At 58.5% G+C, this 22064-nt stretch carries 17 protein-coding genes; 4 read left to right on the top strand and 13 right to left on the bottom strand.

The annotated features are described in order from the left end of the window. Positions 1–42 precede the first annotated feature (42 nt). Positions 43–981, bottom strand: coding sequence for a DMT family transporter (locus tag ACUNV4_RS25855; protein WP_430881546.1), 939 nt, complete (start codon positions 979–981; stop codon positions 43–45). A gap of 26 nt (positions 982–1007) precedes the next feature. Between ACUNV4_RS25855 and ACUNV4_RS25850 the strand changes: the two genes are divergently transcribed. The 3 genes from ACUNV4_RS25850 to ACUNV4_RS25840 all read left to right on the top strand — a co-directional run bounded on the left by ACUNV4_RS25850 (position 1008) and on the right by ACUNV4_RS25840 (position 6003). Then, entirely contained in the window at positions 1008–2204 is a 1197-nt protein-coding gene (locus ACUNV4_RS25850; protein ID WP_430881545.1) for a hypothetical protein, read from the top strand. 199 nt (positions 2205–2403) lie between these two features. Next, positions 2404–3462 (top strand): ABC transporter substrate-binding protein, encoded by a 1059-nt coding sequence (locus ACUNV4_RS25845; RefSeq protein ID WP_430881544.1) that lies wholly within the window; start codon positions 2404–2406, stop codon positions 3460–3462. Positions 3463–3507: 45 nt separating this feature from the next. Further along, positions 3508–6003 (top strand): bifunctional diguanylate cyclase/phosphodiesterase, encoded by a 2496-nt coding sequence (locus ACUNV4_RS25840; protein ID WP_430881543.1) that lies wholly within the window; start codon positions 3508–3510, stop codon positions 6001–6003. A gap of 63 nt (positions 6004–6066) precedes the next feature. Here ACUNV4_RS25840 and ACUNV4_RS25835 read toward each other — a convergent pair whose 3' ends face one another. From ACUNV4_RS25835 to ACUNV4_RS25805, 7 genes are all read right to left on the bottom strand, one after another. Then, positions 6067–7137, bottom strand: a complete 1071-nt coding sequence (locus ACUNV4_RS25835) for a Gfo/Idh/MocA family protein (RefSeq protein WP_430881622.1) — start codon at positions 7135–7137, stop codon at positions 6067–6069. Between the two features lie 2 nt (positions 7138–7139). Continuing rightward, positions 7140–7928, bottom strand: a complete 789-nt coding sequence (locus ACUNV4_RS25830; RefSeq protein WP_430881542.1) for a ThuA domain-containing protein — start codon at positions 7926–7928, stop codon at positions 7140–7142. Then, entirely contained in the window at positions 7925–8554 is a 630-nt protein-coding gene (locus ACUNV4_RS25825) for a PqiC family protein (RefSeq protein ID WP_430881541.1), read from the bottom strand. The genes ACUNV4_RS25830 and ACUNV4_RS25825 overlap by 4 nt, the downstream gene beginning before the upstream one ends. A gap of 3 nt (positions 8555–8557) precedes the next feature. Then, positions 8558–10231 carry a PqiB family protein gene (locus ACUNV4_RS25820; RefSeq protein ID WP_430881540.1) on the bottom strand — a complete coding sequence of 558 codons (1674 nt, stop codon included), beginning with the start codon at positions 10229–10231 and terminating at the stop codon, positions 8558–8560. Further along, complete coding sequence (locus ACUNV4_RS25815; RefSeq protein ID WP_430881539.1) at positions 10224–10850, bottom strand: paraquat-inducible protein A; 627 nt, start codon at positions 10848–10850, stop codon at positions 10224–10226. Before ACUNV4_RS25815 ends, ACUNV4_RS25820 begins: the two co-directional genes overlap by 8 nt. After that, positions 10823–11467, bottom strand: coding sequence for a paraquat-inducible protein A (locus ACUNV4_RS25810; protein WP_430881538.1), 645 nt, complete (start codon positions 11465–11467; stop codon positions 10823–10825). The genes ACUNV4_RS25815 and ACUNV4_RS25810 overlap by 28 nt, the downstream gene beginning before the upstream one ends. Before the next feature lie 386 nt (positions 11468–11853). After that, on the bottom strand, positions 11854–12657 hold the full coding sequence (locus ACUNV4_RS25805) for a DUF533 domain-containing protein (RefSeq protein ID WP_430881537.1): 804 nt from the start codon (positions 12655–12657) through the stop codon (positions 11854–11856). A 97-nt stretch (positions 12658–12754) separates the two neighbouring features. On the opposite strand from ACUNV4_RS25805, the gene ACUNV4_RS25800 reads away from it, so the two are divergent. Then, positions 12755–13981 (top strand): winged helix-turn-helix domain-containing protein, encoded by a 1227-nt coding sequence (locus ACUNV4_RS25800; RefSeq protein WP_430881536.1) that lies wholly within the window; start codon positions 12755–12757, stop codon positions 13979–13981. A gap of 104 nt (positions 13982–14085) precedes the next feature. On the opposite strand, the gene ACUNV4_RS25795 is transcribed toward ACUNV4_RS25800, so the two are convergent. The 5 genes from ACUNV4_RS25795 to ACUNV4_RS25775 all read right to left on the bottom strand — a co-directional run bounded on the left by ACUNV4_RS25795 (position 14086) and on the right by ACUNV4_RS25775 (position 22047). Further along, positions 14086–14526 carry a CBS domain-containing protein gene (locus ACUNV4_RS25795; RefSeq protein ID WP_430881535.1) on the bottom strand — a complete coding sequence of 147 codons (441 nt, stop codon included), beginning with the start codon at positions 14524–14526 and terminating at the stop codon, positions 14086–14088. Positions 14527–14667: 141 nt separating this feature from the next. Beyond that, a complete protein-coding gene (locus ACUNV4_RS25790; RefSeq protein WP_430881534.1) occupies positions 14668–16563 on the bottom strand; it encodes a glycoside hydrolase family 16 protein in 1896 nt (631 codons plus the stop codon). Between the two features lie 138 nt (positions 16564–16701). Beyond that, positions 16702–18252 (bottom strand): hypothetical protein, encoded by a 1551-nt coding sequence (locus ACUNV4_RS25785; RefSeq protein ID WP_430881533.1) that lies wholly within the window; start codon positions 18250–18252, stop codon positions 16702–16704. Between the two features lie 70 nt (positions 18253–18322). Beyond that, positions 18323–21160, bottom strand: a complete 2838-nt coding sequence (locus ACUNV4_RS25780; protein WP_430881532.1) for a molybdopterin-dependent oxidoreductase — start codon at positions 21158–21160, stop codon at positions 18323–18325. Next, on the bottom strand, positions 21157–22047 hold the full coding sequence (locus ACUNV4_RS25775; RefSeq protein WP_430881531.1) for an FAD binding domain-containing protein: 891 nt from the start codon (positions 22045–22047) through the stop codon (positions 21157–21159). The genes ACUNV4_RS25780 and ACUNV4_RS25775 overlap by 4 nt, the downstream gene beginning before the upstream one ends. Positions 22048–22064: the final 17 nt, after the last annotated feature.

The raw sequence follows: 22064 nt of genomic DNA, 5'->3' as shown, positions 1-22064 counted from the left end.
TGCAACGGCAGGAAGAGATTCGGCAACGAAACGGTAACAAGCTCAGCTCTCGACGCGCGCCGCGATCTGTCTCACACTTTCAGCCCTGGCTTGACGTGAAGCCCCCCACAGCGGAACCAGCTCTACCGCCAGCATCGCGACAAATATCAGAGCGCAACCAGCCAGCCCGATCAGGCCTACTCGCTCACCCAGCCACCAGAAGGCAAACAGCGCCGCAAAAGGGGCTTCGGAGGACAGAAAGATGGCGGCTTGCGGCGCGCTGGTATAGCGCTGCCCGATCACCTGCAGGGTAAAGGCAAAGCCGCTCGCAAAGATGCCGGCATACAAAATCTGGGGCCCTGCGGCCACGATCGATGACCAGCTGATGGGTTCCACCAGAAGCGCAACCACCAGTGCAAGGCCACCGGTGACCGCAAACTGCATGGCCGACAAGGCCAGTGGTCTGCCTGACTGTCCAACGAATCGGGCAATCATCACGACCTGCAAGGCCCAGCAGACAGCGCTGCCAAGCGTCAGTACATCGCCGATGACCAATGCCCCGATGTTTCCGCCCGACAGCAGATAGATGCCGATCAAGGACAGAATGGCGGCCACCCAGGTAATCCGGTGAGGAAATTCACGGAACAGCAGAACCCCGAGGATCGGCGTCAATACCACATACAAACCAGTCAGGAAACCCGAGTTGGTGACACTGGTACTCAGCAAGCCAACCTGCTGCGTTGCCATGCCGGCAAACAGGCTGATACCGATCAGGCCGAAGCCAAGCATTTCGCTCATCGACAGTGGAGCTGCCCCGGACTGTCTCTGCCTGCGTGCCTCAAGTTGTACAAATGGCAGTACGACCAGTGTCGCAACCACAAATCGCAGCGCTATGAACAGAAAGGGACCAATGCTGTCCATGGCCGTCGCCTGCGCAACAAAACCCATGCCCCAGGTAGCACCTGCGAGTAATAGAACCAGATTGGCTTGCCAGCGTTTCATGGGCGAGGAGCGTATCATCAAAACCCATGTCATTCAGCTCCCGCAACCCACCCGGTCATCGCCAGCGATTGACTCGTACCCGCAACTCGGCAAAACGTGGTGCAAGGCCCGCCAGGCATCTCCGTCTCTGGGAGGCGATCAGGCTGACACGTGATGAATTATCCGACTGGCAGCAACGCACGGCATTGGTAGACGGCCTGTTCAGGCAACACATTCTGCCTCGCGAAACGCAGTTGACAGGCACCTGCTGCCAGTTGACCGATCGACTGATCGACACCTATGCCGAGCATTGGCTCGGAAGCGCGGAACAGGCACTGCTGAACCTGTGGATTGCAGACAATCTGCAATCCCTGGCCAACCACCCCTTCGCTGCCGAAGGCCAGACGGACGCCCTGACGCGTCGATGGCGGCAACTGCTGACAGAAGAATCTGCCCCTGAGCAACAGGAAAGCAGAGGCAGAAACAGCTTGCTCGATGAGCTGTTTGACGACGAACTGGACGAGGATGACGAAGTCTTCGACTTTGGCTGGCACGGCAGCAGTGACCGCTCGACCAGACTCGCGGACGATGGCGATACCGACAATGGCGATTCCGCTACCACCTCCACTGAGGATATCGCCGAAGAACCCGCAACAGACAACGCCCCCGGCAAGGCGCAAGACAGCGCCGCTGGCAACGAAGCTGACAGCGCCACCATTCGGCGACTGGAACAGCGCCTGTCGGTCGATCGACTGTTCCGCCAGCTGGCTCGGGCCCTGCACCCGGATCGCGAGCAGGACGAAGTTCTCAAGTTGCAGAAGCACGAACTGATGAGCGAGTGTCTGCGTGCCCGCAAGAACCGGGACATCAATGCACTGTTGACGCTTTACTGCGAACATGTCGGCGATCTGCCTGATGATCTTTCCGGCAACGAACATGAGGAACTGCTGCAAGCGCTGGAACAGCAATTGCGCCAGTTGCAGAATGAACTTCGCCAGATGCGCTTCGGTAATCCACTGCAGGCACAGATCATCGATCGATACAGTGCCTCCAGTGACGACTCCACCCGCTCCCGGATTCTGCAACACGCAGAGTCTCTGGACCGGGAAATTGCCCGTTTGCAGAGTCGACTGCAGCAGGTGGGTTCCCGAGACGGCTTGCTGGCCGAGCTCGCGGAAAGACGTGAGATCGAGCAGAATCGCATGATCATAGACAATCTGACGGGTTACTCTGCCGGTCGCTGACCCGCTCGTTCTCGACAGGGCAAGTAGGCAATCAGTGCAGAATCCTTGCCGTAACGTGATCGGCCACGCATTCCGGATTCGACATACCGGCACTTGTCACGATCAGCCCTGCAGAAATGCACCGATATGCCGCTTGCTGCCTAACGTTGGCACTTGCCTGCGCGGATGGAACCATCACGTACATAGAGGTAATCGGTACATGACAAGTTTGGGCATGCGTCACTATTGTGGAAGCGGACTGATTGTCATACTGCTTCTGAGCGCCATGCCCGGCATGCTGCACGCACGTAGTCTCAAAGTCTATACCTTGCCGGACTATCTGGCCCCGGAGCTGGTCAGTGAGTTCGAACAGCTTCACGACACGACCATCGAATTCAGCTATTTCGACTCCGATGAGGCGCGTGACCAGGAACTGGCGATTACCAACGGCAGTGGTCATGACGTGCTGTTGGTCAACCGCTTGCAGATACCGAAGTATGTCCGTCGAGCCTGGCTCCACCCGTTGAGCACCGAAGACATCCCCAACATGCGTCACATCGACCAGCGCTGGTCGGACACACTCGGAGACGTCAGCCATTATGCAGTTGCCAGTCTCTGGGGCATTCTGGGAATCGGCTATCGTCAGGATCAGATACCGGAAGGCCTCGGTAGCTGGAAAGAGCTGCTGCAACCTCGTGATGCTCTGCGCAACAGAATCTCCATGCCGGCATACACTCGTGAGCTGATCGCCATCGCCATGAAGAAAAACGACTTGTCGGTCAACACCAGCGATGAGGCCATGATTGTCGAAGCAGGCAGACAGCTGCTCGAGCAGAAGCCCTTTGTACGCTATTACGGGTACCCACTACTGGATGAGAATTCGGACCTTGTCACCGGCAAGGTATGGGCCGGAGCCTTCTACAACGGTGACGTACTGAGCCTGCAGCGCTTCAACAACAACATCCGCTTCGTGTTCCCCGAAGAGGGCGGCATCATCTGGTCCGGCTATCTGGCCGTTGCCCAGTCATCGAACAACAAATCGCTGGCCTTTGCATTCATCGATTTTCTCAACGAACCCACCGTCGCTGCACGACAGGCCGAATTTTCCAGTCTGGCCACACCCAACAAGGCTGCCAGAGCACACTTGCCAAAGGCTTATCTGGAGCATCCGGACATCCACCCTGCCGGAGACATGATCGAACGATCCGAGTTCCTGGAGTCGCTGCCACCGCGATCCCAGAAGCAGATCAACATAATCGGCACTCAACTGATTCACTGAGCCATGTTGACTTCTTCCTGCATAGACCCGAAAGAGCGTTGAGTCGTGCGATTACACGAAAAGCTGCTGTTTGCAATCGTCCCGGTATTCATCGTCTCCCTGTTGTCAGTCGGCTGGATCGTGTATGTCCAGTTGCGCCAGCATTCGCAGGACGCGATGTACCGGCAGATGGACACTGTTCTGCAACAGACTCGACAGCAGACCGAATCCTTCAGCGAGACCCTGCAGGCCAACGCACTGCTGTTTGCCAATTCGAACATGATCCAGCGTTACGTCATGGTCGAGGACGAGGCGGACCGCTATGATCTGATGCAGCCGGCATTGCTGAAACTGTTTGCCAGTTATCAGGAAGCCTACCCACAGTATCGTGAGATTCGCCTGCTGACACCAAGCGGCTATGAAGATACAAGACTGGCAATCGACGGCCTGCCCAATCGCAGTGATGAGGAAAGCGGCACACCCTTCTTCGATGCGCTGGAGTCCGGTCGCACTCCTTTTCATATGGAAATTCGCAGGAACGCCGACGACGGCCAGACCACATTGACAATTGGCCGCCCCTTGTGGGTGAAAGATCTCAATGTTCCGCCGCAGATCGCGGAAAATCGCCTGCGGGGCTATCTGGTCGTTACTGCAACTCTGGGTTTTCTGGAGTCGCTACTGCGGGAACAGACGCTGGGCAATGAAGGATACCTGATGGTGCTTGATCAGCGCGGCACTGTTCTGTTTCATCAGAAGCCCCATCTCGTTGGCAGTACCCTGTACAGCCTGATGTTCAGCCTTGCCGATATTCCCCCAGGCACGGCTGCATCGGATATTCCCATCCGCAATTTCAGAAATACAGTGCAGTGGCACCCTTTGCAGAACGACCTGGTGCTGGTCGCTGTGGTTCCAGAAAGCGAATTCGCAGCCGCCAGTCGAACGCTGGCCAGATCCGTGGGTTCCATTACTCTGCTGGCGATCATGCTCGCCTCATTGACATTCTTCCTGTTGATCCGAACCACGGTATTGCGACCGATCGGTCGTCTGCGAGAGGCAGCCATTGCCTTTGGCAACGGAGACAGCGGCGTGCAGATCGACATCAACCGGGCCGATGAAATCGGCGACCTGGCTCGAGCACTCTCTGGCATGAACCGCAAACTGGTGCTGTCCATGAGCGAGCTGCAGCACTCACACGCCCGCATCGAGCAGCTGGCCTATCGCGATACCCTGACCGATCTTCCCAATCGTCGCCTGTTCATACGCCTGGCGGAGCAGGCGATGTCACAGGGGAGTCTCGACAGCAGCAAGCTTGCCGTGCTGTTTCTTGATCTGGATGATTTCAAGCGCGTCAACGATACCCTGGGCCATGAAGCCGGTGATCTGCTATTGCAGGAAGTATCGACTCGCCTGCAACACTGCATTCGCGAATCCGAGGAACTGGCATCCCCTGACTTGAAAGCCACCAGGATCGCCAATCAGGTGGCACGTATTGGCGGCGACGAATTCCTCATACTGATCACGTCACTGGGTCACCCCGAACACACGACCATTGTCGCGAGAAAGATCATCGATGAGCTGGCCAGGCCCGTCAACATCGGAGATCGTTCCTTCGTGGTCGGCACCAGTATCGGCATTGCGATGTACCCCAGCGATGCACCGGATGTCGACGGCCTGATCAAATGCGCCGACACGGCCATGTACGAAGCCAAACGCGCACACAAGAACACCTATCGCTATTACGGCGCTCCCATGCAGGCTAACATCGAGAATCGGCTGCTACTGGAAGAGGACCTGCGACGGGCTATCAAGAAAGGGGAATTCGAGCTCTACTTCCAACCGCAGTTCGATACTCGTTCGGGCATCATGGCGGGCGCCGAAGTCCTGCTGCGCTGGAACCATCCGCAACGAGGCATGGTACCACCGGACATCTTCATACCGGTTGCCGAAGATACGGGCATGATCGCAGGACTTGGCGAATGGGTGCTGATGCAAGCCTGTCGCCAATGGCGTGATTGGCAGGACAGACGAATCGCACCCCGTCGTATCGCTGTCAACGTCTCGCAACGTCAGTTCGCATTGGGCAACCTCATGGCGGCGGTCGACAATGCCTTGTTGAGCAATGACATGGACGCGGACAATCTGGAACTGGAGCTCACGGAGTCGTGCATGATGCAAGCACCGACAGAGGTCGTCGAAACCCTGCAGACCCTCAGAAGCAGAGGTGTGAGAATCGCGATGGATGACTTCGGTACCGGCTACTCGTCTCTGGGCGCCCTGACCTCCTTGCCGATCGATACGCTGAAAATCGATCGCAGCTTCGTGAGCGGCATCGAGGAGGACTCTCAGAACAGCCTGGTTGTCTCAGCCATTCTGATGCTCGCCAGAAGCCTGAACCTTGAGATCGTTGCCGAAGGCGTTGAAGTGCAGGCCGAACTGGACTACCTGGCCAAACGTGATTGCGACATCGTGCAGGGGTATCTGCTGGGCAAACCTCTGACGGCATCGAGCATGACCGAACTGCTCGTGACCCTCAAGAACTCGACCCTGCAAATGACAGGCTGATCCCGGTCCGCTGGATCGGACGGAATGGAAACGAATCAGCCGCGCAGCATCGAAACAGCACCCTCAGCCGAGCGAATCGCACTCCAGCCAGCGGCCTTGTTCATGACTCTCCAGACAACGCTGCAGGTAGTGCTGCAGACCAGCCGCATGAGCAAAATCCGGCGACCCCCGTTGCCCGCTCATCAGTGCACTGGCAAAGCGATCGAAAGTATCCGGCTGCCTGTCACAGTCGACTTCTGTCCAGACGGGTGTGTGACGACTGTCCCCCAGACATGACAACAAACGGTCTCCGGCATGTCCGGTGGTGACCTGCAACGCTCCTTCGGTTCCATGAATGGTCAGGGAAAGATCATTGAAATACCCTGTCTGATAGCGAGACATCTGCACAGCACCCAGTGCACCGTTGCTCAGCTGCACATTGATGAGGCAACTGTCATTGGCATCCAGATGATATTCGCCGATTCTGTTGTCCGGTGCCTTGTCGAAGGTCTGCAGCCGGCATTGCAGGCCGCTGATCTCCATGCCGACTCCGGCCGTCACGAAATCCAGTATATGTATGCCGATATCCCCAAGCACGCCGGTAGAACCATGCGCCGTTGACAGACGCCACAACCAGGCTTCCTCTTCCGACCACTCTCCCCAGTAGGGACTGACCAGCCAACTCTGACGATAGGCTGCATCTATATGACGGATCTCACCCAGCCGTCCCTGATCAACCCAGAGCCGCGCCTGATGGAGCGCACCCGAGATGCGATAACTCAGATTGACCATGTTCAACACGTCTGCCCTGACGGCAGCATCAACCATGGCCTGACTGGATCGGACCGTATCGGAGAGAGGCTTCTCACACAATACCGCAAGCCCGGCCTGCATGGACTGGATACTCACCGAGGCATGCAGTGCATCGGGAGTCACGACACTGACCGCATCCAGATCCGGATGAAGCAAGCCCTGCTCGAGTTCGCTGTAGGCATGAGCGATACCATGCTCTGCACAGAAACGCTCCAGTCGCGCCTGGTCCGGATCGACAGCGGCAACCACGGAGATATCGGATATCTCGGCAAATCGCAGTGCATGCGTCTGCGCCATTCGACCGGTGCCCACGAGAAGCACGCGTCGTGGCGTTTCAGCCATGTTCACCAGCGGAACCCTTCTTCGCCATCCTTGTGAAGACTGAGCCCGCGTTGCTTGATAGGCTCCAGAGCGTCGGCAGTCGGGCGGTTGGGCGCGTTCTCGATCCCCTTCCAGGCCGGCGCACGATTGTTGGCCCAATGAACCGCATTGCGCAACACCTGCTGCACATTGGCATCATGGTAAATGGGGTAGGTCTCATGCCCCGGACCGAAGTAGAATATGCGTCCGGCACCACGCTGCCAGGTCATTCCCGAGCGGAACACCTCTCCACCCTCGAACCAGGAAGTGAATACCGTCTCCATGGGTTCGGGTACGGCAAAGGGCTCACCGTACATTTCCGACTGGGGCAATTCGAACCAGGGATCCAGACCTGCCGCGATCGGGTGCGAGCGGTTGATGACCCAGAGTCGTTCTCGTTCACCGGCCTCACGCCAGGTCAGGGAACACGGAGTGCCCATCAGTCGCTTGAAGATCTTCGAGAAATGCGCCGAGTGCAGGACCAGCAGACCCATGCCTTCCCAGACACGTTGTTGTACCCGGTCGACCACGTCATCACTGACTTCACCATGAGCCGCATGCCCCCACCACAACAGGACGTCGGTCTTCTCCAGGACGCTGGCGCTCAGCCCGTGATCGGGTTGCTGCAGCGTTGCAGTACTGGCCTCTATGTTCGCCGATTCAGCCAGTGCGGCGGCAATCGTTGCATGCATGCCGTCCGGGTACAGGGAACGCACATCGTCGTTGCTGTTCTCGTGGACATTCTCTCCCCACACCAGTGCCTTGACAGTCATGATTGCAACCTCATTTCTCGCAAGGCCTCCACGGCCAGAGCGGCTATATCGTCGATTCCCTTTGCCACGGCCACGAAGAACACGCGCTGCGCGGTATCCCTGCCGTAGAGCACGAACTCGAATGGCACACTTCGGAGCACGGTACGTCCATCTCCGGACAGCAGCAGTATCTGCCCAGCCATGTCGGCCCCCCCACGCGGTTCTCTCAGCAAACGGTCGAACTCGACCTCCACACGTGCCTTGGGACGATAGTCCCGTGGCCAGGGCTCGATCAGCACGGTGGCATCGGCTCGTTCACGCAAGCGGTCAGCCAGCAGACGACTGATGGCGCTGGCCGGTTCTTCCGCCCAACGGTGATTCGAGTCCTGGCTCACCGTTCCGTCCGCATTGATGCTGCTGATCTGAGAGGTGCTGGCATAGCCGGGCAAGCTGACCGTGATCATCCCCAGAGCCTCCAGACTGGGCCCGCCGCTCCCCTCCTCCAGCGATTCTTCGCCCTGCAGAGGTTCGAGCAGATAGAGCCTGGGCGGTGGCCCACCGCCACAGGCACTCAGCAACCAGCACCCGGCCAGCAGACAGGCCAGAGAAGGAGACAATCGACGGCGTCGGGATAGTGGCTTTTTCATTGGCTAGCGCCCGGTAAGAATGGCATTGGGGTTTTCCTCCAGCAATTCTGCGAAGGCGGCGATCGAGCGTGCGGCAACACCCAGTTCTCGTATCGCGGATGACAGCTCGTAGTAGATTTCGGAATCGGGAGACACACCTTCCAGCACGTCATTGGCATTGCCTGATACCCGCGTCAGCAACGCGATCAGGGCTGGCAAGTCGGCCGTGGCGGATTCGACATGAGAGGCCGATGCCGCAATCGATGACATGGATGAGGAAAGATCCTGTGGCAAGGTTGCCATCTCCGGACTGGCGATGAGTTTACGCGCATCTTCCAGCAGGCCGGTGGCGGCAATGACCAGTGAGTCCAGAGGCAGTTCCGACAGGTTCTTCACCAGGGTTTCAACATCGGCGGTAACCGCTTCCACATTGGCGGGCATCACGGGAAGCGTCGGATAAGGCTTGCTGTCGAAGTCGATCGCAGCACTGCTCGATAGCGGCTGGGTAACCAGATTGACCCTGAGTGACCCGGTCAGCAGATTGCCGCTGGCAAGCTGAACGCGCAAGCCGCCACTGACCAGTTGCTCAACGGCTTCAAACCACAGCTCCTGAGACACATCGGCCAGGCCCAGCATCGCAGGCTGGAACTGCAGTACAGCCGTGGCACTGCCTTCTCCACCGATATTCTTTGGCAGATTGGCTGACACACTGGCAACACGGCCGACACGCATACCGTTGTATTCAACCGGCGTATTCGCACGCAATCCCTTCACCGAACCGGGGAACTCTGCCATGAAGCGATAACGCTCATCATCCTCACCATCAAACAGACTGCTTCTGGCTTCGCTCCGCGAACCGAACAATTTGTAGGATTTGCCGGTATCGACCACCGGACTGGATTTGATGATTTCCGGAGGATTTTCAAACGCGATGCCACCGGTGAACAACGCGGCAATGGATTCGACGCGTACCGAGGCACCGTCCGCACCGATACTGCCCTCGACACCTGACACGCCGTAGAAACGGGTTCCAGGATAGACATTCCGATGGTGGGGCGCTTCGATGAATATGTCGAACAGTACCTTGGAGGCATCTGGCGACAAACGTCGTCGTTCCACCCGACCCACTTCGATCTGCCGCAGGAACACCGGGGATCCGACATAGATGTACCCCGCCTCATCGGCACTGAGTGTCAGCCTCAGTCCCGGCGTGCCGCGAGTGGTCAGTGGAGGCTCCTTCAGCCCGATGTACTCTGAACGCCGCTCACCCGGCACATCGTCCCAATCCACCTCGATGAAGGAACCGGACAGCAGGGTACCCAGTCCGGAAATCTCGGTGGTATTGATTCGCGCATTGACGATCCAGAAGCGCGTGTCCTGATCCAGATAGGGCGCAACCTGAGGGTCCATACGCACACTGACAACCACTGAATTCAAGTCGTCCGCCAGACGCACGGACTCCACCTTGCCCACTTCGACATCGTTACGCCGCACCCGTGTTTCACCAGCGGTTACCCCGCCCGCCTTGTCGAAGGTTATCTCGACCAGCGGACCACGATCGTTATAGGAGTCCCACAGAACCCAGACGGCAAACAGAATGGCGCCAAGGGGCAGAAACCAGGCCAGCGACAATCGCGCTGGTAGCCGCGCCGGTCGTCGTACCTTCGAGCTGGCAGGTTCCTTGATGTTATCAGTCATTGCTTGAATGGTCCCAAAGCAGGCGCGGATCCAGAGAACTGGCTGCCAGCATTGTAAATATCACGGAAATGGCAAAGGCGTTGATGCCCACACCGGGCACGATGGTCATGATAGCGCCCAACTGAATCAGTGCCGCCAGTACCGCAACAACGAAAACGTCGATCATCGACCAGCGACCGATGAATTCGGTCAGTGCATGCAGTCGATGGCGGGCATGGTCCGATATGTCCCAATCGCGCTGCAGACTCAGTGCCAGTCCGGCGATGACCAGAAACTTGATGACGGGAATACAGATACTGGCAACGAAGATGATCAGTGAAACGACATAACTGCCACTTTGCAGCAATACGATCACCCCACTGATGATGGTGTCAGACGTGTTACCGGTAAATGACCGGGTCTGCATGATGGGATAGAAATTGGCCGGAAAGTAGGCCATGATCCCCACGATGAGAAAGGCCCAGACACGCTGCAGGCTTTTGCTGCGTCGTGAACGCACCAAGGCTCCACAGTCACGACAGGGCTCATCGTCGGAGATGGGCTGCAGCGCGCCGCAGGAGGTACAGGCCTTGAGACCACCCTCGCGCGCACTCAGGACCTGCAAGTCAATATCGCCCATATCGTGTCCTTGCACAGAACCAGGTTGATGTAGCAGGAAATGGCGATCAGCAGCAGCAACGACCAGAATGCCAGCCCCATGTGCAGATTGGCCAGCGTGCTGATCTTGACCAGCGACACGACCACGCCGACCATGAAGATTTCCGCCATGGCCCAGGGCTCCATCCTGATCGACCAGCGAAAGGCTGTGCGCATGCCGCGACGAATCCTTCTCTTGAAGCGGATACGCCACAAGACCCATCCCAGCAACAGCAGACGTGTCAACGGCAACAGCACGATGAAGGCAAGTGTCAGCAATGCCAGCCAGCGCATGTGGTTGAACCACAGCGCCGCGACCGCATCCAGTACCGAGATGTGGCTCGAGATACCGGCTCGTGACAGTGACAGAAAGGGCAGGCACAGGCTCACCAGCAGCAACACGATGGATGCCAGCACAGCCGCCAGTGTACGATCCACCGTATGTGGCTTGCGTGTCTGAATGACATCGCCACATCGTTTGCAGCGCGCGTACTCGCCGGTTTCCAGTGCACGGCGATAGTGCAGCAGATCACAGCCGGGACAGGCGATCAGATTGTCCAGATCCGTTTGTTCTTCCGGGTTGCCCACGGCAATAGTCATGAAAGGCAATTCACCTTCGGTTACAGCATTCAGGTGGCCTATTGTAGATGAGTCGCCAGACGGGGCGGTCTTTCTTGTCGATTCAGGGCGGCTGACAAGACGGCAGATGTTACCGTTACCGGGGAAACCGGGCAAAATCACGTTACATCGCATCCGCTAGCATCGGCAAGTCTGCCCTAGTTCCCCCTTGGAGGGCAAATGCTCGCAACCGTTCCCGACGGTCTGCCGCAAGGTTTGGTCCTTGTCCTTGCAATGAAGCCAGAGGCGCAGACAGTTGCCGTCTGTCGATGGTCCCACCGGCGCGACGGAAATGGCGGAGGCGCGCCGGATCGTCTTGCGCCTCCGCTGATGCCTTTTCGGCAGATCGCTCTGCCGGCTGGCTGCGCCTAGTTGTACAGCGTGGGCACACCCAGTTTCTGATGAATGGCATTTGCCTGCTCTTCGCTCATGCCGATGCCCTTGCGAAGCTTGTCCAGATATACCGCTTCCTCTCGAGAATCCAGATCGATGCCCAGCAGAGACATCATGTAGACCTGCATCTCGGCTCCCTGCGGCACGCTCCTGATGAAACCTTCCAGATCCAGAGGTGCGCGCATTTCACCGATAACGAACTGCCTCTCTTCCTCGGTAACTTCATCACCCAGATGAGCAACGATCTTCTGTTGCTCGGACTGATCTATATTGCCGTCCGATTTTGCGGCATTGACCATGGCCTGAATCAGGATGCGAGCCAGATCTTCCTGAGCCGGTTCGGGCTCGGGCACCTTGTTGCCCTGCAACGCCGAGTTGAGCAGATCGCCGAGGCTGCCACCAGCCGGGGAAGGCACGCTCGAGCCACCGGACAGACCGCTGGCGCCGCCAGAGATACTCTCCAGCAAGCCACCAAGCCCTCCGCCCATGCTACCACCGGACTTGCCTCCGAGCAGGGCACCCAGATCACCCAATCCACCTCCCTGATTCATGTTGTTGCCTTGCTGGCCACCTTGCTGGCCACCCAGAAGACCTCCCAGGGCACCTCCAAGGCCACCTCCAAGGCCACCTGCACCGCCGCCGCCAAGCACACTGCCCAGCATGCCGCCCAGACCACCTGCGCCACCGCTGGATGCGCCACCGCGGTTGACCATCTTGCCAACCCCCTTTGCCACGGCAATACCAACTGCAATTCTTCCCAGAGTTCCTACAAGGCTCATGATTTCACTCCTCTCAAATCCGTATGCAACGCCGCACATGCGACGAGATGCCTTAAAGTGTACCTGAACAGCCACGACCCCCGACATATCTGACACGATGTCTGACAGTTGCCTGGAATTGACGAACCGAGAAGCGCGCGCGCTCTGGCTGGAACGCCAGGGCCTGGCCGCATTACCCTGTGGCAAGCGTCAGGTAAATGCCTTTGCCGATTGCGTGACTGCGCTTGGCATGGTGCAACTCGATGCCATCGGTATCCTCGCTCGCGCCCATCATCACATACTGTGGAGCCGTCAATCGGCCTACCGTCAGAAGCACTACAATCGGCTACTGCAGGAAAACCGGCAGGTATTCGAGCATTTCAGTCATGATGCCGTCATTCTGCCGATGTCCACCTACCCCTACTGGCAACGGCAGCACCAACGACGCGCAGAACACTATTGTCGGACACGCTGGCAGCAACAGGAAGACGAGCAGCAGCTGCAGCAGCAATTGCTTCGCCACATCGACAGACATGGGCCAGTCTGCTCACGCGATCTGGCCTTTCACCAGAAAGGCCCCGTGGACAAATCGGTGCATGCATGGATGCGTCCGCGACAAAAGCAGGCCTTGGACTTTCTCTGGCTGACCGGGGCTCTGAGCGTGTCCCATCGACAGGGATTCACCAAATACTACGACCTGACCGAACGTGTCATTCCGGCCTGCTTTCGCGAACAGCAGGTGGATGAAACAGACCAGATTGACTGGTTGTGCGAACAGGCTCTGATGAAACTCGGGTTTGCCAACGCAACAGAGATCCAGCGCTTCTGGGACGCCTGCAGCATTAAGGAAGTGCAAGCCTGGCTGAAACGATCAGACTCGAAGGTCATACCGGTGTGCTATCCGGATCATCAGGGAAACAGACACAAGGCATTCGCGCTCGCCGAGCAGGAAGAGGCATTGCGCCATGGCAACCGTCCTACCACACGACTGCGCATCATCAACCCGTTCGACCCCGCAGTTCGCGATCGCCAACGACTGCAGCGCCTGTTCGGATTCGAATACCGAATCGAAATCTATGTGCCGCCCGAACGCAGACGCTATGGCTATTACGTCTATCCCATGCTGGAAGGTGACCGCATCATCGGGCGTATCGATGTGCGCGCCAATAGAGAGTCTGACCAACTCGATACCCGCGCCTGGTGGCTGGAACCCGGAGTCAGGGAAACGCGTGCACGACGGGAGAAGATCAGCCGCGAGCTGACTCGTCTGGCCGCGCTGGCCGAAGTCTCGGATGCCGGCCCCCTGCCGATGGTATCACCGGCGCCGGGGAACGGCTCACACTGATCCAGACGGTGTTGCCGGCTCTCGGGTATGGTGGCCAGTCGGTCATGTCAGCGGTTTTCAGACGAAGCCGCGTTCGCCGCAGTGTTGCTTGCTGAACGCTCTGTTCACCCCTGCGGCGAACCCGCGATGTATCCGGCCATCTCCTTCTGCTCGGCTTCTGCTTCGCGCAACCGGGCATTCAGGACGTCTCGGATACTGACGACTCCGGCCAGCTCATTGGCAACGGCAACGGGTACGTGACGTATGCGTTTCTCATCCATCAGTTCCATCACCGAGGCCACCGTGTCATCCGGAGCGCAGGTAAACACCTTGCTGGTCATCAGATCGCCCACCTTGTAGGCGCTGAAGTCTGCAGATTCGTTGGCCAGACCTCGAACGATATCCCGCTCACTCAGGATGCCGTCGATCCTGCGACCATTGCCGCTGACCACGAGTACCCCGATGCGCTCGCTGGCGAGGATCTGGATAGCACTCTGCAGTGTCGCTTCTGCCGTTGTGGTCTGAACTCCCGACCCTTTCCCTCTGAGAATTTCAGCAATCAACATTGTCCTGGACCCGTGGATGGTAAAGATCGGAATCAACACACTGTCACAACTGACATCGAGCTTGCAAGTACCAGTTCCTGCAGTGAACAGGCGGACTGTTCACTGCAGTTTCCGATAAAACCTGACGCGGATCAGTTCGTATCAGGGCACACCGAAGGTGGCCGTGCTCTGGAAGGCATCCCGCTGGTATACGCGGATGTAATCGGCTTCGAACTCCAGAGGGAATATCGACTCATCCGACACATCCGGCGTAGGAGCCCAGCCGCTGCCGGCAACCAGATAGTTGACGATATTCATGGGCTGACGGGCAACCTGCGGGCCGAACATCCGCTTGACCTCGCGCCCATCGATGTACCAGATGACCAGTTGTGGTTCCCACAGAACACCGAAAGTATGCCATTCGTTGTTATCGGCATAGGTGCCACCGCCCGGCTTCGCGTAGGACATGGTGGGAGCCGATCGCGTGATCCCCGTGTTGACATCCCCGAAGTGGTAAGTCTGGAAAGCATCCGGATCACCGAAGGGATTCTCTCCAAGATATTCGATGATGTCGATTTCGGGTGCATGGAAGTTCACGCCATTACCGGCATAACGATGATAGAGATAGAAACTGGAGAGTGCACCCGGCGTACCGCTGACGCGAAACCGTCCCTCGGTGTAGCCATAGATGAACTGAAAACGATCATGGGATGACAGGGCCCCGGAAAGAAACTCACACCGATCCACGCCCAGACGGTCCTCTTCATCACAGACCGGCGGCAGCTTTTCACGCAAGTCGTCAGGTACTGGCGCGGCCTTGATGATCAGCGAATCTCCCGTCAATTCGAAAGGTTCGTAACCGAAATCCGGATCTCGCTGCGAGTTGACAAAGTACTGCTGCTCACCGTTGATGATCCGGCTGTCGCCCCAGGTCAGACTGGTCTGCCACTTCTCCGGATCGACTTCGTCTCCATCGAACTCATCGCTGAACACCAGATCGAAATCCTCGATCCAGTAGTCGACCGCCGAAAGGTCATGATCCTGCACGAAGGTGTCGTTCTCGCCCTTGTACAGGTCGCGGTACAGCGGTACCGGTGCGTTGCTGTTCTCCAGGTACGTGATACGCAACTGCTCGGACGCTGCAGATTCCTGCCCTTCATCGTCGACTGCGGTCACGTAGTAGACATAGGTTCTGCCCGGATCCGGCTGGTTGTCGGCGCAGTTGTGCACGACATCGAAGAAACGCGTGAAATTGCAATCGATGAACGACGTGGTGATCCAGTCCTTCTCTATTTCTTCCTGTGTTCCGCCGGCCAGCTCATCCTGTCCCTCATAGGTCTCGCGGACTTCGTAGGTCACACCATCACTGCGGTAGATGTTGTATTGAACAACTTCACCGTCGTCATTGGCCGGGGCCCAGCTGAATTCAGCCCAATTGTTGGAGACGAGATCGAGTCGCAGGTTCTTGGGTTGCGTTGGTGGGCCACCAGCCACGGCCTGTTCCTCATCTGTTTCCAGAAACGATCCGAAAGGGTCTTGCGGATTCTGAGCGGCAATGGGTGGTGCGTCCGGATCGTCGAGTTCCGGTACGCTCGGTGGTGGCAGCTCGCCCGGCGTGAATCCACCCGTGTCGGTGCCAGTGGTTGTACCACCGCCCGTGTCGGTTCCGGTGTCAGTGCCAGCACCTGTATCCGTTCCGGTGTCTGTACCCGTGTCCGTTCCTGCTCCGGTGCCCGTTCCGGTGTCTGTACCCGTGTCCGTTCCTGCGCCCGTGCCAGCGCCCGTGCCAGCGCCCGTGCCAGCGCCTGTGTCCGTGCCGGTATCAGTACCGACGCCGGTATCCGTTCCCGTGTCGGTACCGGCTGTTGCATTGCCGGTTTCACCACCCGTTTCACCACCCGTTTCACCATCGGGGTCATCGTCGATCGATGTGGTATTACCCCCACCATCCAATGGATCGCTCAGCGAATTGGAATCGGAGGAACATGCCGTGAGTGTCATGGTCAGCAGGACGGTCGACAACAAGGCACCGTTGCGAAGATCAGGTCTTTTCATCATGTGTCAGTGAGCAGGTCTCGAGGACCCGAAATCGGGAGTCACGCTATATTCCGCGCTGCAGCCCGTGGGAGTCAAGGTAGAATGACCGTCTGTACGGATATTCCCTATCCGACTGTTACCTGACAGTATAGTTCGCAGTCAGTCGCGGAATTTGCGCCATGCAAAATGTCCGGTGTTACCCGGCCATGCTGTTCCTCCATGCACGAACTCTCGTCTTTCGACAGCTTCTGCAATATCCTGCAATGACCGGATATACTCCATATGACCGCCGAGCCGCGCGTAATCACAGCGACGCAGCGTGAATTCAATGGGTGCTACCAGAGCTGGGGTAGGCACATAACCGAAGGCATTGCGTGGCATGCGGGCAACATCGGCCATGACCGTGATCCCGCCTCCCGGCCAGACGTAGGCAGGTGCACCGCCGCAGGAAACATGAGTCAGGGCTTGCCTGACCGATCGTGTCAGACTCACCGGGTTTTCGGTAACGCCTGCTCGCAACGAGCCCCCGGCACCGCCCATGAACAGCACCGAACAAAGCGATGGTTCACAGTTTTCGGCGATACGCTCGACGGACAGTTGCAGCGCTGCCGGCAAGTCTGCAGTGACCGGTTGCAAGGCCTCATCCAGCTCGAAGTAGGCCCATTGCTCACCGGTGGTCGACACCATCAGTAACCGCATACCCGGCCAGGCAATGGCCGGCTTGAAGTCGTCGAGAATACTCAGCGGATCGCTGATATCGGTGCCTCCCCAACCGGACCCCGGTTCGGCGACCTGAAAATAGCGCCCTGGCGTCGAGCGCCGGCCCTTGATGCGCAAACCGGTGGGCGGCATGCCAAGCAGTTTGCCAGCCTGATGTTCGGACAGCACGCCGGTGATGTGATCATCCACCACCACCACCTCATCCACATGGGGGGCCCATTGCCGCGCAAACATGCCGATGGTGGCGGATCCGCAGCCGACACGCATCAACTCCTCTCGAACCCCATTGACGATCGGCGCGGCCTCTGCCTGTACGGTGATCTCGGCACCGCCGTCAATGCTCATGTCTACCGCTTCGCGGTTACACAGTTGCAACAAGGCCTGGCAGGTGATTCTACCTTCCTTTTTCGAGCCGCCAGTCAGGTGGTTCACACCTCCCAATGACAACATCTGCGAGCCGTACTCGCCGGTTGTGACATGACCCACGGCCTCCCCGTCAACCCTCACCGTAGCCCGCTCAGGGCCGATATGCCGGTCAGTATCGATCTTTATCTTTGCTCCGCAATAACTGAATATGCCTTCCGTCACCACGGTCACCATGTCCACGTCATCGTATTGCTGACTGACGATGAACGGGGCAGGCTTGTAATCCGGATAGGTTGTGCCCGCACCGATTGCCGTGACAAATGTTCGATTGCCACCCAGGATGTCCCCGTCCCAGCCAGGCACGACAGGCTCTTCCTCTTCCTGAGCATCCGGAGCTGATTCTGACGACGACTGACCCTCCTTCAGCAGAAAAGGCACAGCCCGCGCGGCAGGGTCATCGGTCCGTTGCAGAATGGTAAAGGCATCCACTCGAACCAGTTCCCCGCCATCATTGGCATACCGGTCACAGGCGCCGGTGCGGCCATCCTTGATGTAGCACAACACCGGACAGGCATCGCAGCGGATCTTGCCGTTCTCTTCCTGCTCTACCGCAAATCTCACCATGATCTGCCTGACCTCAATGAGATATGAAGATACGAAGCAGAAACGCGATTTCCGGTCGTGGACTTGTGTCTCATCGAGGCTGGCTCCCTTGGTCACGGATGGCCGCCAGCACCTTGTCAGGCGTAGCCGGCAGATGACGGATGCGTACACCGCAGGCATGGGTGATGGCGTTGAGTATGGCCGGCGCGGTAGGAATCAGCACATGCTCTCCCAGCCCCTTCGCTCCGAACGGCCCATGGGGGTCTTCCACTTCGACGATGATGGTCTTGATGGGAGGGATATCACCAATGGTGGGGATGAGGTAGTCATGCAGGTTCTCGGTTCGCCCCGGTATGAATTCTTCCATCAGGGCAAGGCCGATTCCCTGCGCCACCCCACCATGAATCTGCCCCTCGACCAGCAAGGGGTTGATGGCTCGACCGACATCATGGGCTGCAATGAGAGACTGCAACTGCACCGTTCCGAGTTGCGTGTCCACATCCAGAGATACCATCTGCGCGGCATAGCCATACTGAGCATAGGGTATCCCCTGGCCATTCTCGTCCATGGGGCTGGTTGGTGGATCGAAGGATTCTTCGGCCATCAGGACGTACCCGAATTCATTGATCGGCAGCTGTTGCAGATCGATCGAGCTGGTATCGGCTGATGCCGGATTGACATGCAACACATTCTGCCGGATGTCCAGCTCTTGCAAGGTCGCACAGTTGGTCAGTCTGGCAATCTGCCTGCGCAGCGCCAGCGCGCTCAGACGGGCAGCCTGTCCCGTAACGAACGTCTGCCGCGAAGCGGAGGTCTTGCCGGCATCCGGTGTCAGAGCAGAATCCGCACCGAGCAGCACGATGTCCGCGACCGACACACCCAGCGCCTGTGCAAAGATCTGCGTGATGACCGTATTGGAACCCTGCCCGATGTCCATGGCACCCTGATGCAGGCAGATTCGGCCGTCGGCACGGATGCCCGCTCTGATGGTCGACGGGTTGGGCAGCGAGGTGTTGCCACAGCCATACCAGCCGCAGGCTATACCGACACCGCGGCGCAGTGACAGCCCACTGTCCATGGCAAGCCGGTTGAATGACTCGGCATCGGCCAGTGCTGCAGACCAGGCATCCTGCAGAGCCTGCAGGCAGGGTTTGATACCCACCGCCGATTCGAAGGTCTGTCCCGTGACGGTAGGCTGATCATTATCCAGTGCATTCAACAGACGGAACGCCAGTCGATCCATGCCGATCGATTCAGCCAGTTCATCAAACAGGGACTCCTGGGCAATGGCTGCCTGCGGCACCCCGAAGCCACGAAACGCACCCGCCGGTGCGCAGTGCGTGTATACCCCCACGGTATGCGCCCGATAGTTCGGCGTGAAATACGGGCCTGAAGCATGTACCGGCACTCGATTGGCCACCGTGGGCCCCCAGGACGCATAGGCACCGGTGTTGAATGTTCCGTCGAATCGGAACCCGCACAAGCGACCGGAGCGTTCGATACCGATCTCGACCTCGAGCCGCGATGGGTGGCGCTTGGTACTCGATTGCATGGACTCCTGACGTGAAAAGGTCATGCGTACCGGCACATTCAGTATCCAGGCAGCCAGGGCAATACAGGGTTGATAGGTAAGATCGAGCTTGGAGCCGAACCCCCCTCCCACGGCCGTGGGGACGATTCTCACGGCAGTTTCATCCAGCCCCATGATCCGGGCCAGGCTGTCCCGGTTCATGTAAGGCGCCTGAGTACAGCCATGCACTTCGATCGTGTCTCCGACTCGACGTGCGAATCCCGCCTCTGGCTCGATATAAGCGTGTTCGATGAACCCGGTATTGAAGGTTGCCCCTGCCACCTTGAACGCTTGCGCCAGACCTGCCTCCGCATCACCGCGCTGCACCAGGCCCTCGCACAGAGTGTTGCCGCTCGTACCCGAATGCAACTGTGCTGCGTCGGGTCGGCTTGACTGGATCGGATCCAGCAAGGCAGGCTCTTCCGTCCAGGTCACCGGAAAGTCGCTCAGATCCAGAGATTCCATGGTGCTGGCCAGACCGATGATCGCCGCAACAGCCTCCCCCTTGAAACGAGCGCAGTCTTCGGCAAACACCGGCTGGTCGATATAGGGAGGAATGACCCCGAACGCATTCTGGCCCGGTATATCGCGTGCACACAGGATTGCCTCGATACCGGGATGCCGGGCCTTGTATGCGTCCAGGTCACCAAGCACGAAGGACGCGTGATGAAACGGAGAGCGCAGCAATCGGCAAACCCTGGCATCCACTGGTGCCACATCATCGCCGAAGCATTCCAGACCCGACACCTTCGCCTGTCCGTCCAGTCGCTGCAAGGACAAGCCAACCGGCTGCCGTCGCTCGGTCAGCGATCGAACCTGGCCAGTATCGTCCTGCTCTGCGGGTGCCGCATCCACCTGCGTTGCCAGTCTGACGGCATCGATGATCTTTCGGTATCCGGTGCAGCGACAGAGAACGCCCCCCAGGGCATCCTGCACGGCCTGTTCGTCCGGCTCGCTAACCTGCCTCAGCAGAGCCACCGCTGACACCAGCATGCCGGGTGTGCAAATACCACACTGCGCAGCCCCGTGTCGCAGAAAGGATTGTTGCAACTGCCGCATCAGTGGTTCAGAACGTTCCAGACCCTGAACGGTCTCCACTTCACGCCCCCGCGCCTGCCCGACTGCAGTCAGGCAGGCGCAGACCGGAGCCCCGTCAAGCAGCACGGTACAGGCGCCGCAGTCACCCGCATTGCAACCGATCTTGACGTCCCTGCACGCCAGATTGTCTCGCAATACGGCTGACAGGCGCTGACTGTCGGCGCCATCGCAAGACACCTCAAGCGCGTTACAGCGAAAGGAGCAGACACCTCTCGCGACCTGTTCATCACCCAGTCTGCCGATTGTCTCGCCCCTTGTCATGACGACCCCTCCGGGCTGCGACTGCCAACGGTCCCGCGGGGCGCATTCTTCACTGACTGCATTCCCCTGGCAAGCAGTAGTCGTATCAGCTGAACGACCACCTGCATTCTGTACTCGGCACTGCCTCTTACATCATCGATCGGAGCAAGCTCCGCCACCAGCGGCGGTGTCACCAGGGAGAGCAATTCGGCAGTCATGAACTGGCCTTGCAATACGGACTCCAGCTGACGCAGTCTGCAGGCCACCGCCGAACAGGCACCCACGGCCACCCTGACTTCTTGAAGCTGCCCCTGTTCATCCGCCTCCAGCATGAGGCTGGCCATGACAATGGAAATGACCAGATAGCGCCGGGCACCCAGCTTGACGAATTCACTGCAAGCCGTGTCGCCCATCTCGGGTATGTGCACCGCGATCATGATTTCGTCAGCGAGACGGCAGGTCTGGCGTGGCCCCAGTATGAACTCCTGAAGGGCTACCAGACGTGTACCACGAACCGATGCCAGCTCCACACTCGCGTTCAGGGTCAACAACGGTGGCACACCATCAGCCGCCGGTGAGGCATTGCACAGATTGCCTGCGACCGTTCCCGCATTCTGGATCTGTACCGAACCGACTTCCCGAGCCGCATCCTTGAGAGCCTTGAATACCCGAGGCAAGGGTGCGGCAATGACATCACTCCAGGTAGTCGCCGCCCCCAGACGATATCCGGATGCCGTTTTCTGAATGCCACGCAGGCCCTCGATACGTGAGACATCCAGCACCTGCTCCGGCGCCGGAGCATCACGCAGCGCCGGATAGAAATCCGTGCCGCCTGCCAGAATCGGCATGGGTGTTCGAGACAGCTGTTCAAGCGCTCGTTCCAGGGACATCGACCCACCAATACTCATGTTGCTCTACCTCTTGC

Source organism: Granulosicoccus sp. 3-233, from assembly GCF_052681095.1.
The sequence above is the reverse complement of the archived record's forward strand: the minus strand, read 5'-3'. Positions and strand labels throughout refer to the sequence as shown.